At 54.9% G+C, this 13,963-nt stretch carries 12 protein-coding genes and 1 pseudogene; 7 read left to right on the forward strand and 6 right to left on the reverse strand.

The features are described from left to right. Nucleotides 1-3: 3 nt before the first annotated feature. A complete protein-coding gene (locus OGV82_RS21540; protein ID WP_012134237.1) occupies nt 4-930 on the reverse strand; it encodes a LysR family transcriptional regulator in 927 nt (308 codons plus the stop codon). Nucleotides 931-1,156: 226 nt separating this feature from the next. Here OGV82_RS21540 and OGV82_RS21545 point away from each other — a divergent pair, with 226 nt between their 5' ends. Further along, entirely contained in the window at nt 1,157-2,407 is a 1,251-nt protein-coding gene (locus OGV82_RS21545) for a dicarboxylate/amino acid:cation symporter (RefSeq protein ID WP_047459152.1), read from the forward strand. 19 nt (nt 2,408-2,426) lie between these two features. Then, nucleotides 2,427-3,617 (forward strand): cystathionine beta-lyase, encoded by a 1,191-nt coding sequence (metC, locus tag OGV82_RS21550; RefSeq protein WP_012134235.1) that lies wholly within the window; start codon nt 2,427-2,429, stop codon nt 3,615-3,617. 67 nt (nt 3,618-3,684) lie between these two features. Here metC and mdtM read toward each other — a convergent pair whose 3' ends face one another. Continuing rightward, nucleotides 3,685-4,926, reverse strand: coding sequence for a multidrug efflux MFS transporter MdtM (gene mdtM / locus OGV82_RS21555; protein WP_024130744.1), 1,242 nt, complete (start codon nt 4,924-4,926; stop codon nt 3,685-3,687). Nucleotides 4,927-5,092: 166 nt separating this feature from the next. On the opposite strand from mdtM, the pseudogene OGV82_RS21560 reads away from it, so the two are divergent. Continuing rightward, nucleotides 5,093-5,527, forward strand: a pseudogene (locus OGV82_RS21560) (Rpn family recombination-promoting nuclease/putative transposase); the annotation flags it as partial. Nucleotides 5,528-5,582: 55 nt separating this feature from the next. Here OGV82_RS21560 and OGV82_RS21565 read toward each other — a convergent pair. After that, on the reverse strand, nt 5,583-6,995 hold the full coding sequence (locus tag OGV82_RS21565; RefSeq protein WP_047459146.1) for an aminotransferase-like domain-containing protein: 1,413 nt from the start codon (nt 6,993-6,995) through the stop codon (nt 5,583-5,585). A 177-nt stretch (nt 6,996-7,172) separates the two neighbouring features. Between OGV82_RS21565 and OGV82_RS21570 the strand changes: the two genes are divergently transcribed. The 4 genes from OGV82_RS21570 to OGV82_RS21585 all read left to right on the forward strand — a co-directional run bounded on the left by OGV82_RS21570 (nt 7,173) and on the right by OGV82_RS21585 (nt 10,079). Then, nucleotides 7,173-7,337 (forward strand): DUF1127 domain-containing protein, encoded by a 165-nt coding sequence (locus OGV82_RS21570; RefSeq protein WP_071818873.1) that lies wholly within the window; start codon nt 7,173-7,175, stop codon nt 7,335-7,337. Nucleotides 7,338-7,486: 149 nt separating this feature from the next. Beyond that, nucleotides 7,487-7,945: a MarR family winged helix-turn-helix transcriptional regulator gene (locus tag OGV82_RS21575; RefSeq protein WP_012134229.1), complete on the forward strand. Its 459-nt coding sequence runs from the start codon at nt 7,487-7,489 to the stop codon at nt 7,943-7,945. A gap of 12 nt (nt 7,946-7,957) precedes the next feature. After that, a complete protein-coding gene (locus OGV82_RS21580) occupies nt 7,958-9,025 on the forward strand; it encodes an HlyD family secretion protein (protein WP_047459142.1) in 1,068 nt (355 codons plus the stop codon). Continuing rightward, nucleotides 9,015-10,079 carry a DUF2955 domain-containing protein gene (locus OGV82_RS21585; protein WP_012134227.1) on the forward strand — a complete coding sequence of 355 codons (1,065 nt, stop codon included), beginning with the start codon at nt 9,015-9,017 and terminating at the stop codon, nt 10,077-10,079. Before OGV82_RS21580 ends, OGV82_RS21585 begins: the two co-directional genes overlap by 11 nt. A gap of 109 nt (nt 10,080-10,188) precedes the next feature. On the opposite strand, the gene yjiA is transcribed toward OGV82_RS21585, so the two are convergent. From yjiA to btsT, 3 genes are all read right to left on the reverse strand, one after another. Continuing rightward, on the reverse strand, nt 10,189-11,145 hold the full coding sequence (yjiA, locus tag OGV82_RS21590; protein ID WP_047463784.1) for a GTPase: 957 nt from the start codon (nt 11,143-11,145) through the stop codon (nt 10,189-10,191). Nucleotides 11,146-11,156: 11 nt separating this feature from the next. Then, nucleotides 11,157-11,360, reverse strand: coding sequence for a YbdD/YjiX family protein (locus OGV82_RS21595; protein WP_024130742.1), 204 nt, complete (start codon nt 11,358-11,360; stop codon nt 11,157-11,159). Between the two features lie 131 nt (nt 11,361-11,491). Further along, on the reverse strand, nt 11,492-13,642 hold the full coding sequence (btsT, locus tag OGV82_RS21600; protein ID WP_047459136.1) for a pyruvate/proton symporter BtsT: 2,151 nt from the start codon (nt 13,640-13,642) through the stop codon (nt 11,492-11,494). Between the last annotated feature and the right edge of the window lie 321 nt (nt 13,643-13,963).

Below are 13,963 nucleotides of genomic sequence, written 5' to 3' on the forward strand. Positions count from 1 at the left end.
AGATCATCCCGGGATCCAGTTATCCCATGCAGGCAATGTCCCCAGTTCCGCCACCAGAAAATCGATAAACGAACGCACCTTCGGGTTGCTGTATTTACTCGGGAAATAGAGCGCATAAAGGGCGTGCGTTTCGCAGGTGATGGTGCCGTCGAGCATCAGCGGCGTGATCTCCTCCTTCTGGATGTGATCGCCAATCAGGTAGGTCGGCAGATAAGCCACGCCCTGGTCTTCCAGCACCGATTTTAGCAATACCAGACTGCTGTTGGCCTGGATCGGCATATGCAGCTTTAACTGGTGCAGGCGCTCCTGCTCGTCCGCCACTTTAAGCACCGGGGTGAGTCCGGGATAGACCAGGCAATCATGGTTCACCAGCTCGACGCGACGCTGCGGCATCCCTTTTTTCGCCAGATAGCCGGGGGAGGCGCACCACGCCCAGCGGATCGGCACCAGCTTGCGCATGGCATAGTTTTGCGGCGGCGCGGTGGAGATGCGCAGAGCGATGTCGAAATCCGTTTCGTTCAGATTCACAAAATTATCGTTGAGGTCGATGTAGAGATTCACGTCTGGATATTGAGTACGGTATTTATCCACCAGATTAACTAATCGGGAATATCCAAAGGCAATTGAACAGGTTATGCGTAATTCACCTTGCGGGCTGTGATAATAACCGGAAGTGGTATTTAAGGTTTCATCAAACTCGTTGAGTAATTTAGTCGCACGGTTAAATAAATATTGCCCGGCATCGGTCAGGGTAATACTGCGGGTGGTACGTTTAATTAACGTTGTACCCAGCGTATCTTCCATTGCTGCCAGACTTTTACTTACCGCTGAAGGTGACACGTTAAGCTGGGCAGCGGCTTCAGATAATCCACCGCAATCCACAATCTTGATAAAAAACTCTAAATGCTTCAGGGAAATGGATGTGTTCATTGTTTCCTTTTATTCACAAGTGATTTGCAAAAACGGTACGAATAGGCCGTTACATTCGCGTTTGAAACATGCAACTATTGAATCACAGGAAATAACTTGCTGACAAAATGAAAAAATAACAACTTAAGTGAGTTATGTCACAAATTAAACAGGAGGCAAAAGAAAGAACGCGAAAAATTGTGAATTTAATCTCATTTAATATAATTTAAATTAAAAGGTGCCTGTTATGTGGTCACGACTCGAACCCTACAGATCTTCACTTATTTTATTACTCGCTCTGGTTGTCGGCGGCTTATTAGGTATTTATGCTCCGACGTTTGCAAGTCAACTCCAGCCGATAGGTCAGATTTTCCTGAACCTGTTATTTATGATTATCGTTCCGCTGGTGGGGATCAGCGTAATGTCTTCTATCGCCAGCATGACCGACCTGAAACGTCTGGGACGCATTATGGCGATTATCTTTATCGTCTCTATCGCGATGGCTTTTATTCCGGCCGCCGGAATTGTGGCGCTCGCGCTCTGGTATAACCCGGCGCAGGGGGTGACTATCGATCTTTCGCAATCCGTGCAGGCGGGCAGCGGCAAGATGGATTTTGTCAGTATGATCACCACCAGCGACTTTATCGGACTGTTTTCTAAATCGAATATTCTGGCGCTGATCGTGATGGCGATTATCGCCGGGATCGCCATTGGGCAGTCAGAACAGGCGGGCAAACGCATCGCCTCACTGCTGGAAGACGCCAACACGGTGATCATGAAGATTGTGGCGATCATCATGAAGGTGGCTCCCATCGGCCTCGGCTGTTACTTCGCCGCGACGATGGCCAGTCAGGACTCCGGCCTGTTGCTGACCTTTGCCCGGGCTATCGGCCTGTTCATGGTTGCTACGCTGGTTTACTACATCTTCGGTTCTGTTCTTTACTCCTACATTGGCGGCGGGCTACCTGCGGTGAAGGCCTTCTGGCGTAACGCCATTGAACCTTCGGTGACCGCGCTGGGGACGTGTTCCTCGCTCGGCACGCTGCCGGTGACTCTGCGTGCGGGTAAGGCGATGGGCATTAACCCGGAAATCGTTGATGTCTCCATCCCGCTGCTGGTTAACCTCAATAAGGGCGGCGTGGCGATGATTGCCGCACTGAAGATTGTTTTTATCTATTCCGTTTTAGGCATGGAGTTCACCACCGAAACGTTCTTCCTGACGATGCTGATTGCCGTACTTTCGGCGATTATCGTCGGCGGCGTCCCTGGCGGCGCATTCCTCGGTGAGATCTTTATTGTCACCACGCTGGGGTTGCCGATGGAGGCCATTCCAATGCTGGTGGTGCTGGGCACGATTACGGATGCGCCAGCAACGCTTATCAACGTAATTCATGATTTGAACGCGGCGCAGATTGTGGAGCGCTTCGCCGGAAAGAAACCGGTGAACGCTGATATCAACACCACGGACGCAGTAGTCCCGGCTTTCCGCATGGATTAAGGATGTAACAGGAGACGTTATGAAAGATTCAGTTAAGCTCGACACGCAGTTAATTATCGCCGGACGCGACAAACGTTATACCCAGGGAGCGGTGAACCCGGTGATCCAGCGCGCTTCTTCACTGGTGTTTGATACCGTGAAGGACAAAAAATTTGCGACGGCCAATCGTGCGAACGGCGAGCTGTTCTATGGTCGCCGTGGTACTTATACCCACTTCGCGTTTCAGAAGGCGATGAGTGAGCTGGAAGGCGGCGTTGGCTGTGCGCTCTATCCTTGCGGCGCAGCGGCGGTGACGAATGCGATTCTCGCCTTTGTGCAGGGCGGCGATCATCTCCTGATGACCGGTGCGGCCTATGAACCCACGCAGGACTTTTGCAATAAGATTCTGAGCAAGTTTGATGTATCAACGACGTATTACGATCCGCTGATTGGCGCGGGCATTGTCGATTTGATCCGCCCGGAGACCAAAGTGGTGTTCCTCGAATCACCCAGTTCCATCACTATGGAAGTTCAGGATGTACCGGGCATGGTGAAGGCGATCCGTGCGGTGAACCCGGAGATTGTCATTATGATCGACAATACCTGGGCGGCCGGCGTGCTGTTTAAGGCGCTCGACTACGGTGTGGACATTTCAATTCAGGCGGGTACTAAATACACCATCGGCCATTCCGACGGTATGCTGGGAACAGCGGTGTCTAACGCCCGCTGCTGGGATCGTCTGCGGGAGAACTCTTATCTGATGGGGCAGACGCTGGATGCTGATACTGCTTATAACGGCAGCCGCGGTTTACGCACGCTGTCAGTTCGCCTGAAGCAGCACCAGGAGAGCAGTATTCAGATTGCCCGCTGGCTGTCGGCTCGCCCGGAAGTGGCGCGAGTGAACCACCCGGCGCTGCCGGAGTGCCCTGGACATGAGTACTTCCGGCGTGACTTTTCCGGTAGCTCCGGCCTGTTTTCATTTGTGCTGAAAAAGCGGTTGACCGATGAGCAGATGGCAAATTTCCTCGATAACTTCTCGCTGTTCCATATGGCCTACTCATGGGGCGGATTTGAGTCGTTGATTCTGGCGAACCAACCGGAAGAGCTGAACAGTATCCGTCCTGCTGGCGATGTGGATTTCAGCGGCACGCTGGTCAGGGTGCATATCGGGCTGGAAGATGTGGGCGACCTTATCGCAGACCTGGACGCCGGGTTTGCGCGTATCGCTTAAAAAAGCAGGCCCCGTATAGCGGGGCCTGCTGTCGGCGCAGATAAGCGTAGCGCCATCAGGCATGAGTTTATTTCTCAGTTGCCAGTTTTGTTACCTCATACTGACGCACGCGCTGTAATAGCCCTTTCAATGTGAACACCGCCGCAATTCCTGCCACCACCGCCAGCAGATGAAACGGAATCTTGCCGCCGTTAAACCACAGCCCGCGTCCGACTTCGATAGCGACGGCCATGACTGTCAGGATGACGATATTCAGCGATGCTGAGACGGTGCCTTTAGGCAGAGTGTTGGAAAACAGCGTAAAGCGGAACAACGTCGAGAAAATCATCCCGATCCCGAAAGCGTACAGACTGGTGCCCAGCACTGACCACAGCCAGACATGAGGCCACAACAGATTTCCTGCGATCAGGATGGCCAGACCGACAAGCTGTATCGGCGGTGCGCGCCAGATAAAACGCGGATCGCCAGGATCTTTCACCACCCGAGCGACCATCATATTGGCGATGATTACCGCGCCAAACACCGGCACCTGCGCCCAGGCGAACTGCGCGGTAGTCATGCCGCCCGCGTCGATTAAGATTACTGGCGAGACCGCCACCCAACTCATTAGCGGGATGTAGCTCAGCGAAAGCGTTGCGGCGCCGAAGAGGAAAATCCGGTTGTGAAAGACATGGCGAAAATCACGGAGGACAGCGGGAATGCTAAACGGCGCCGCGCCGCGTTGTACCGTCTCTGGCATCGCCAGCGCCAGGCCGCACAGGGCGATCAGCCCCATCAGCGCAATAATGCCGAACAGGGCTTTCCAGTGAACAAAGTGCATTAGCGCAGCGCCTGAGAGCGGGCCGATAACCGGCGCAACCAGAACTATTGAGGTGATGATCGCCATCAGTTTTATGGCTTTGGTCTGGCCGAAGGCTTCCTGCACGGTGACGTAACCGACCGTGGCGATAAAACAGATGCTGGTGCCCTGAATGAAACGCGCGACCAGAAACTGCGTCATTGACGTTGTAAGGAGCGTGGCGGCGCAGGCAACGGTGAAAATAAGCGCGCCCGTAATCAGCACTGGTCGGCGGCCAATCCGGTCGGAAAGCGGGCCGAGCAACCACTGCAATGCCATCCCTCCGGCCAGATAGAGACTGACGGATGCCGGAGCCAGGCTGACATCGGCATTGAAATCATGCACGACATGGATGATGCCCGGCTGAATCAAATCCGTCGACAGGTAGGCGGCAAAGTCGTACAGAATCAGCGCCATCGGGAAAAATAGCGTTGTCGCGCGCCGGGAGAAGAATTGACGTATCCGTTGCATATAAATCGCACTCCATGTCGGAGAAAACCCTGAACGGGTACAGTGAAATATTTCTGCGTGGCGTATTCAGAAAAAATGTATGCCTTGCAGAAAGGTGAATTTATCGTTGATAGCGCCTCGCAGCAACGCATAATACCGAATGTCGTTGGCATCCTGACAAGGTAAGGTGACGCCGGATAGTGAGATCATGCAACATCGGCGTATTGCCTTGCTGGAGTTGATACAAAAATATATTCGCCAGCGTGACCTGATGGGGCTGGTGGAGCAACTGGCCTCACTTTTGGTGATGGGATACACTACCGACAGCCAGCTTAAAGTGCTGTTTAATTATATGATGCAGTGCGGCGATGCATCTCGTTTTAGCCAGTTTATTCACGAGGTGGCCGAACGTTCCCCCCAACACAAGGAAAGTCTGATGACGATAGCTGAACGATTACATGAAGCGGGTCGCCAGGAGGGTATGCAGCAAGGCTTACAGCAAGGCCAACGGGCTGAGGCGCAGCGTATCGCGCGTACAATGCTGGAAGACGGCATCGATCGCGATACGGTTTTACGTATCACCGGACTTGCTGTTGAAGAGGTTATCGCGCTGAACCACTAAACACATATCCACCAGCGCATCACTGGCCCGGTAAACGCCGTTCTGCCGGGCGGGCTTATTCCATCGCCACTTTCACCGCCTCTCCAAGTTTTTGCATCACTTCACGATGTTTCTCGTTCGGCGGTAACGCACAGTTGATGCGCACGCAGTTGCGATACTTCCCGGAGGCGGAAAACAGTGACCCCGGCGCGACCTGGATTTTCAGGCGGCATAGCTGTCTGGCGACGCAGACCATATCGATATGCTCCGGCAGCTCGACCCATAGCATAAAGCCGCCTTTTGGTCGGGTGACGCAGATCCCGCAGGGAAAATATTCGCGTACCCAGCAGGTATAGATCTCCATGTTGCGCTGGTAGATTTGGCGCATTCGCCGGACATGACGGTGATAGTGGCCCTCGCGGACGAAGGTGGCCGCCGCCAGCTGCGTGGCGGGAACGTTGGTGCCGATGACGGCGTATTTCATATGCAGCAGGCGATCGTGGTAACGACCCGGAGCGACCCAGCCTACGCGCAGGCCCGGCGCGACGGATTTGGTAAACGAACTGCACAATAGCACCCGACCATCGATATCCCAGGAGTGGATGGTGCGGGGGCGCGGGTAATCCGTCGCCAGCTCGCCATACACGTCATCTTCAAAAATCACAATATCGTGGCGCTGCGCGAGGCTGAGCACTGCCCGTTTGCGTGCGTCCGGCATAATAAACCCGAGGGGATTATTGCAGTTTGGTACGAGGATAACCCCTTTAATCGGCCACTGATCCAGCGCCAGTTCCAGTGCTTCAATACTGATACCGGTATCCGGGTCGGTCGGGATTTCAATGACTTTTATTCCTAAGCCGCGCAGGAGCTGCATGGTGCCGTAATAGGCGGGGGATTCGACGGCGACAATATCACCCGCCTGGCAGACGGTCAGCAGCGCCAGCGACAAACCGCTCTGGCTACCGTTGGTGATAACGATATCATCAGCGCTGACGACCGAACCGCTGTCAAGCATCAGGCGGGCGATCTGTTCCCGCAGTTCGCGGTATCCGGCCAGTTCATCGTAGCCCAGCACCGCCCCCAGGTTATGTTGCGCCACGCGGCTTAGCTCGCGCCAGAGCGGTTTCAGGCTGGGTTGGTGGATATCGGGGACGCCGCTGCTGAAAGGAATAATTGATTTGTCGTTGTGCCCTTCCAGCATGTCCAGCACCTGATCCCACTGGGTGATCTCTACCGGTCGCTGTACCGGGCGTGACATCAGCGGCACCGGCGGTTGCGCCTTGCGCGGGGCGACAAAGTAGCCGGAACGCGGCTGTGGAGTGATAAGCTGCAACGTCTCCAGCGTCTGATATGCCTGCTGTACGGTACTGATGCTCACCCCATGCTCCTGACTCAGGCTACGCACCGAGGGCAATTTTTCCCCGTGGCGATACAGCCCTTGCTCAATACGCTCGGCCAGCAGATTAGCCAGATGTTGGTAACGCGTCATGCTGTATCCCTCACTCTTGCCATACAGATGGAAAAACCAGTACAGAACGGTGGTCGAAATCGCGTTCAGATACCGTTTTAGCCAATCTGTATGGCAAAGAAAAGTATTTTTTGAATCTGTATTGTGGTGGTGAAGATCCGGGAAGATAAAGCCTCTGACCAGGTGGGGAGGTGGAGTATGGAATTTCACGAGAATCGCGCAAAACAGCCGTTTATTGGTTTTGTTCAGGTCTGGCGGGCAATAAAAAGATGGCGACTGCGGGCGCAGACGCAGCGCGTATTGCAACGCATGAACGATGAACAGTTAAAGGATGTGGGGCTGCGACGGGATCAGATTGAGTGATCCACCGTAACATCACAGAGGCTGGGCTGTATTCAGTCCGGCCTTTTTTACATTCACGTAATTTATCAATTGATGCTTCCTTATCAGCTGTTTCTTGATACTTATCCTGATAAGTATTATTTTCCCATCTGCTAAGAGGGGAAAGAGAGATGACTGAAGATGAGCTGTTTGCCCGCCGTCCGATGGGGATGCGCATGGCAATGGTGGTACGCCAGTGGCGTGCAATTATTGATGCTGCCATCACCGATACCGGCCTGACGCAGTCAAGCTGGACGGTGCTGATGCAACTGCATCAGTTGGGTGATAACGTCTCGGTCAGCGAACTGGCGGAGGTGCAGGGCATTGAGCTGCCACCGCTGATGCGTACCCTCACGCAACTGGAAAAACAGGGCTATCTGGTGCGTTCAACATCGCCATATGACAAACGCATCCGCCTGCTGACGCTGACAGCGCAAGGCCGTTCAAGGCTGGAAGAACTGAACCGGGTGATTGAGACCTATCAGCAACGCGTCACCCGCACTATCCCGGAAGCGGAACTTGCCGCCTTCAGCGCCACATTAAATCAAATCGCCTGCAATCTGCGGTTAATCCGCGAAGAAGATAATTAACTCTAAAAAACTATGATGACCCCAGAACAAAAATTTGCCCGTTGGGTAAGGGTGAGTATTGCCGCTTTCCTTGCAATATTCGCCTGGTTTATTGTTGCCGATATCTGGATCCCGCTGACGCCGGATTCCACCGTGATGCGTGTGGTGACGCCGGTCTCCTCGCGCGTCTCCGGCTATGTCTCACACGTCTACGTACGCAACAATAGCCAGGTGAAAAAGGGCGACCTGTTGTATGAACTGGACCCAACGCCGTTTATCAATAAAGTTGAAGCCGCACAGATTGCCTTTGAGCAGGCGAAGCTGAGCAACCAACAGTTGGATGCGCAGATCGCCTCTGCGCGCGCCAACCTGCGCACCGCGCAATACACCGCCCGCAACGATAAGCTCACGCTTGACCGCTATCAGCGGCTGAGTGCGATGCAGAATGTTTCGCAGTCGGATCTGGATAAAGTGCGCACCACCTGGCAGACCAGCGAGCAGTCGGTGGCGGCGCTGAATGCCAGTATCCAGAACCTGCTGATCCAGCGTGGTGAACGTGACGACAGTCGCAATGTGACGCTGCAAAAATACCGCAATGCGCTGGAGGAGGCGCAACTGAACCTGGGCTGGACGAAGGTGCGGGCGGAAACCGACGGGACGGTGAGCAATCTCCAGCTCAACCCTGGGCTTTACGCCACCGCTGCCACGCCTTTGATGGCACTGGTCAGTAACCAGACCGATATTGTGGCCGATTTTCGTGAGAAAAGTCTGCGTCACACCCGCGTAAATACCGATGCCGCAGTGGTGTTTGACGCCATGCCGGGCAAAGTGTTTCCTGCGCATGTGACCAGCAGCGATGCCGGGATTCTGGCCGGGCAGGAAGCGGTTAACGGACAGCTGTCGCAGCCGGAACAGTCGACGCGCTGGGTGCGCGATGCCCAGCGTATGCGCATTCACGTTGCGTTGGATACCCCGCTGGAGAACCCCCTGCCGACCGGCGCTCGCGCTACGGTGCAGTTGTATAACAGCGAGGGGATGTTTGCCCGCACCTTTGCAGGGGCGCAGATCCACCTGGTAAGCTGGCTTCACTATGTCTATTAACACCCTGGCCCACGTCTTTACGCCGCACGGGAATATTGTCTACACCGCCAATGATTTTCGCCAGACTGTGCGTATTTCCGTTGCCGGGACGATAGCGTTGAGTATCTCGACCTTTTACAACGTGCAGTACGGCGTGTTTTTTGTGGTTTATCCGCTGATGCTGTTGTCGCTGGTGCCGGTGTTTAACCGCCATGTGGCTCGTCAGTTTGTATTCAGCGCAGCGGTGAACTGCGTTGAAATGGTGTTGATTGTCGGCTATCTCTCACAGTGGCCGGTAATTATGACGCTGGTGGTGTTTGGCCTGTACGTGATGCGCTTTCGTTTTATGAGCAAGGGGCCGCTGTTTTTGCTGGGGTCGATGGGCGTGGTGTGCCAGAGCACGATGCTCAACTTTATGAGTTACCCTGGCACCAACTGGCACACGCTGATGTTCTCCAATATGGAGGCCTGCGTGATGGCGGTAGCCCTGAGCGCGCTGCTGCACTATCTGATCCCGGATGTCGAACCGCGTCAGCCGCCGCCGCGTATTGAGAAAGATGATGCCCGTATTCGCCATGAGTCGCTGCTTTCCGGCACCGTGGCGACGATGATCTTTGTGATTTTCCAGATCTGCGATTTGAGCGATTCGCTGTCGGCGCTGATGGCGGGAATTTTGATTTTGTTTCCGATGCATTATCGTGGTGCGGTGATCAGCTCTATCTGGCGTGTCGTCGGCGTGGTGCTGGCCTGCCTGTATATTCTGCTGGTGCAACTGCTCATTTATGACTTCAGCAACCATATGCTACTGATGATGCCGCTGATCGGCCTCGGGCTAGGCTTCAGCGCTCGTCTGCATGTGATGGAAAAGGTTGGCGCGGGCGTCGGTTTTGCCAGTATCACCACCATCGGCATTATGTTCGGCCAGAACCTGCACCCGGACAGCGATCTGGTGTTCAGCGATCTGTACCGCATCACCTCAGTCACCGTCGCGCTGGTAGCGACGCTGACGATGGTGTTTCTGGTCCACCGCATCCTCAACTGCTTTGCAGCGACACGGTTTGTGATTACTGAGTGAGTGGGGGGAGGGGGAGTGAGTGCCGGATGGCGGCTGCGCCTTATCCGGCCTACGTAGTTGATTTGTAGGCCCGGTAAGCGCAGCGCCACCGGGCAATCCAGAATGAGGGTTACTTCTTCAGCCCCGCAAACGCGGCTCTGATCTCATCTTCCGGCAGTTGAATGCCGATAAACACCAGCGTGCTGTGCGGCTGTTCGTCGCCCCACGGGCGGTCCCAGTCGGCGCTGTATAGACGCTGGACGCCCTGGAACAGCAGGCGGTTCGGTTCGCCTTCAATCCATAGCATTCCTTTGTAGCGCAACAGTTTCTCGGCGGACTCCAGCAGCAGGTTTTCCATGACGCGGGAAACGTCGCTGATGTCTACCGGATAATCCAGCTCCACCACAATTGATGAGATATCGTTTTGTTTGTCGGCGATAAAGTGGAAGCGCGGTGTGGCGCTGACCACGTTCTCCTCCAGCATAAAGCCGTTGGTGTCGAACAACAGGGAGAGGTCGATATCGCCGTGCGTGACGGTGTAAACCGGGGCGCGGGCGTTGATGCGCGCTAAGCGTTCACGCAGTTTTTCGCTAACTCCCGCCACGTCGGTTTTGGTCAACAGGATGCGGTCGGCATAACCGACCTGCGACTGGGCGATGGTGAACTGGTTCATCTGCTCGTTGGCGTGTACCGCATCGACCAGCGAAATCACGCCGTCCAGCAGGTAGCGCTGGCAAATCACGTCATGGGAGAAAAAGGTCTGAATAATCGGGCCGGGGTCGGCCATGCCGGTACACTCAATCACCAGACGGTCGAAATGGATGTTGCCCTGGTCGAGATTGTCGAGCAGGTCTAACAGCGCGTCTTCCAGTTCACTGGAGCGGGTGCAGCAAATGCAGCCGTTAGTCAGGGTTTTGATCTGGGTGGCGCGATCGCCAATCAGCTGATCGTCAACGGAAACTTCGCCGAATTCGTTTTCGATAACGGCAATCTTGTAGCCGTGCTTTTCGTTAAGAATGTGGCGCAGCAGGGTGGTTTTACCCGCGCCGAGAAAACCGGTGAGTAGGGTAACTGCAATCGGGGTCATCAGTGCCTCCATTAACAGCAGCGCATGCCGCCTTTTCCGTCGCCGCCGTAACGTGCCTGCTGGCGCTCGCGGAAGAATTCTTCATAGCTCATGTACGGCTTGTCTGGATGGTTGGTTTGCATATGCTCGACATAGTTGTCGTAGTCTGGAATGCCAATCAACATCTTCGCCGCCTGGCCGAGATATTTTTTTGCCTGACCTAAGTTACCAAACATTTTCTCATCCAGATATGAATAAAGCCCAGCGAACCGGGCGTTGGTTTTGCCGGATGGCGGCTTGCGCCTTATCCGGCCTACGTTAACTGCATTTTGTAGGCCGGGTAAGCGTAGCGCCACCCGGCATCCGATTAATGGTGTGAAGAGGTCTTCACGCCGCCTTCCGGCACCGGTACATACGGCGTCTCTTTATCGGTACGACCGTTGATGGTGCGGGCTTTCTGCCAGGTACGGAACCCATAGAAGATGATGCTGTACACTACCACCAGGAACAGAATACTCAGGCCTGCGTTGGTGTAGTTGTTCACGACGATGTGGTTCATATTGGCAATTTGCTGCGCGGTCAGTTCGCTGCCGTTGGCAATCTTCTCTTTGTACTGGTTAGCCATGTAGAAGAAGCCTTCCATCTGCGGGTTGGTGCTGAACAGTTTCAGACCCAGCGCCCAGGTGGTGCAGATCAGCAGCCATACTGCCGGGATAACGGTAACCCAGATGTATTTGGTGCGCTGCATTTTAACCAGTACCACGGTGCCCAGAACCAGCGCCACGGCGGCCAGCATCTGGTTGGAGATACCGAACAGCGGCCACAGGCTCTTAACGCCGCCCAGCGGATCAACCACGCCCTGATACAGCAGGTAGCCCCACAGACCGACGCAACCCGCAGTACCGATGACGCCAGCAACCAGAGAGTCGGTTTTCTTCAGGAACGGGACGAAGTTACCCAGCAGATCCTGCAACATAAAGCGGCCGGAGCGGGTGCCCGCATCCAGCGCGGTCAGGATGAACAGCGCTTCGAACAGAATACCGAAGTGATACCAGAAGCCCATGTCAGCCATCGGCAACACTTTGTGGAATACGTGAGCGATACCGACCGCCAGCGTCGGTGCGCCACCTGCGCGGTTCAGTACCGACGGTTCGCCGATGTCTTTTGCGGTTTGCAGGATCTGCTCAGGCGAAATCACAAAGCCCCAGGAGCTGACGGTTGCCGCCGCGTGTGCGGTGACGTCTTTCAGCTGCGCCATAATCAGCGGCGCGTTCTCGCCACCCATTTCGTGCAGGTTCGGCATGGTGATACCGAGGCCCGCTGGCGGGGTGTTCATCGCGAAGTAGAGACCCGGTTCGATGATAGACGCCGCAACCAGCGCCATGATCGCCACGAAAGACTCCATCAGCATTGCGCCATAGCCGATGAAACGCGCGTCGGTTTCACAAGCCAGCAGTTTCGGCGTCGTACCGGAAGAGATCAGCGCGTGGAAGCCAGATACCGCGCCACAGGCGATGGTGATGAACAGGAACGGGAACAGCGCGCCTTTCCACAGCGGGCCGGTACCGTCGATGTACTGGGTCATTGCCGGCATTTTCAGCTCTGGGTTGAGGATCAGAATCCCCAGCGCCAGACCGACGATAACGCCGATTTTCAGGAAGGTTGCCAGATAGTCGCGCGGGGCGAGGATCAGCCATACCGGCAGCAGTGCGGAAATAAACGCGTAACCGATCAGCGCGAAGGTAATGGTGGTGTCTTTAAAGGTCAGCGCCGGGCCCCAATACGGGTCGTGCGCAATCACGCCGCCGAAGTAAATAGAGGCAACCAGCAGCACGATGCCAATAACGGAGACTTCACCCACACGTCCCGGACGCAGGAAGCGCATGTAGATCCCCATAAACAGCGCGATAGGTACGGTTGAGCAAACGGTGAAGACGCCCCACGGGCTTTCGGCCAGCGCTTTTACCACGATCAGCGCCAGTACCGCGAGGATGATGATCATGATTAAGAAGCAGCCAAACAGGGCGATGGTGCCCGGCACCGGGCCCATCTCTTCTTTGATCATCTCACCGAGAGACGCGCCGTTACGGCGGGAAGAGATAAACAGCACCATGAAGTCCTGTACCGCACCGGCCAGCACTACGCCCGCCAGCAGCCACAGCGTACCCGGCAGGTAGCCCATTTGCGCGGCCAGAACCGGGCCGACCAGCGGGCCAGCGCCAGCGATAGCGGCAAAGTGGTGACCAAACAGTACGTAACGGTTTGTCGGGACGTAGTTCAGGCCGTCGTTATTAATGACCGCAGGCGTAGCACGCGTTGGGTCGAGTTTCATCACCTTCTGGGCGATGTACAGGCTGTAGTAGCGATAAGCCACCAGATAAACAGAGACGGAAGCGACCACGATCCACAGGGCGCTGACGTGCTCACCTCTGCGTAAGGCGACGACCGAGAGGCAGAATGCACCGATGATTCCAAGAATCACCCAGGGTATGTGCTTGAATATCTTTTTCGTATCCATAGTAAAACCTGGTTTTTAAGATTAATAATTGGCCGAAGCCGTTGGGTTTGAGTCTGTGTTTGAGGAGGTAAATTGACTGCTATGCTGAGGTGATCCTGCCAGAGATACGCGCGCGTAAAGTAAGGTAAATAAGTGAGTGGTTATATGTGGGCTTAAGCGGTCAGGAGTGTCAGTGAGTGGTTTTTCCGACGGAGGGATGCGGCCATTTATGTGATTGAGATCACTAATTAAAATCCAGCATTTCTTTTTCGTCGATCGTGAACGGCGAATCATTCGTGCTGATATCGTCCCAACCAGTACGAATTCGGTAAAGTTTTCCCT

The sequence above is a fragment of the Citrobacter sp. CK191 genome (genome assembly GCF_030333435.1).
GTDB classification, from domain to species: Bacteria; Pseudomonadota; Gammaproteobacteria; order Enterobacterales; family Enterobacteriaceae; genus Citrobacter_B; species Citrobacter_B koseri.

Bases quoted from the DNA above. Each gene is read 5' to 3' on its own strand.
- OGV82_RS21595 (WP_024130742.1), bottom strand. From the start codon at position 11,360: ATGTTTGGTAACTTAGGTCAGGCAAAAAAATATCTCGGCCAGGCGGCG.
- yjiA (WP_047463784.1), bottom strand. From the start codon at position 11,145: ATGACCCCGATTGCAGTTACCCTACTCACCGGTTTTCTCGGCGCGGGT.
- OGV82_RS21545 (WP_047459152.1), top strand. From the start codon at position 1,157: ATGTGGTCACGACTCGAACCCTACAGATCTTCACTTATTTTATTACTC.
- mdtM (WP_024130744.1), bottom strand. From the start codon at position 4,926: ATGCAACGGATACGTCAATTCTTCTCCCGGCGCGCGACAACGCTATTT.
- OGV82_RS21570 (WP_071818873.1), top strand. From the start codon at position 7,173: ATGGAATTTCACGAGAATCGCGCAAAACAGCCGTTTATTGGTTTTGTT.
- OGV82_RS21540 (WP_012134237.1), bottom strand. From the start codon at position 930: ATGAACACATCCATTTCCCTGAAGCATTTAGAGTTTTTTATCAAGATT.
- OGV82_RS21585 (WP_012134227.1), top strand. From the start codon at position 9,015: ATGTCTATTAACACCCTGGCCCACGTCTTTACGCCGCACGGGAATATT.
- OGV82_RS21565 (WP_047459146.1), bottom strand. From the start codon at position 6,995: ATGACGCGTTACCAACATCTGGCTAATCTGCTGGCCGAGCGTATTGAG.
- OGV82_RS21580 (WP_047459142.1), top strand. From the start codon at position 7,958: ATGATGACCCCAGAACAAAAATTTGCCCGTTGGGTAAGGGTGAGTATT.
- btsT (WP_047459136.1), bottom strand. From the start codon at position 13,642: ATGGATACGAAAAAGATATTCAAGCACATACCCTGGGTGATTCTTGGA.
- OGV82_RS21575 (WP_012134229.1), top strand. From the start codon at position 7,487: ATGACTGAAGATGAGCTGTTTGCCCGCCGTCCGATGGGGATGCGCATG.
- metC (WP_012134235.1), top strand. From the start codon at position 2,427: ATGAAAGATTCAGTTAAGCTCGACACGCAGTTAATTATCGCCGGACGC.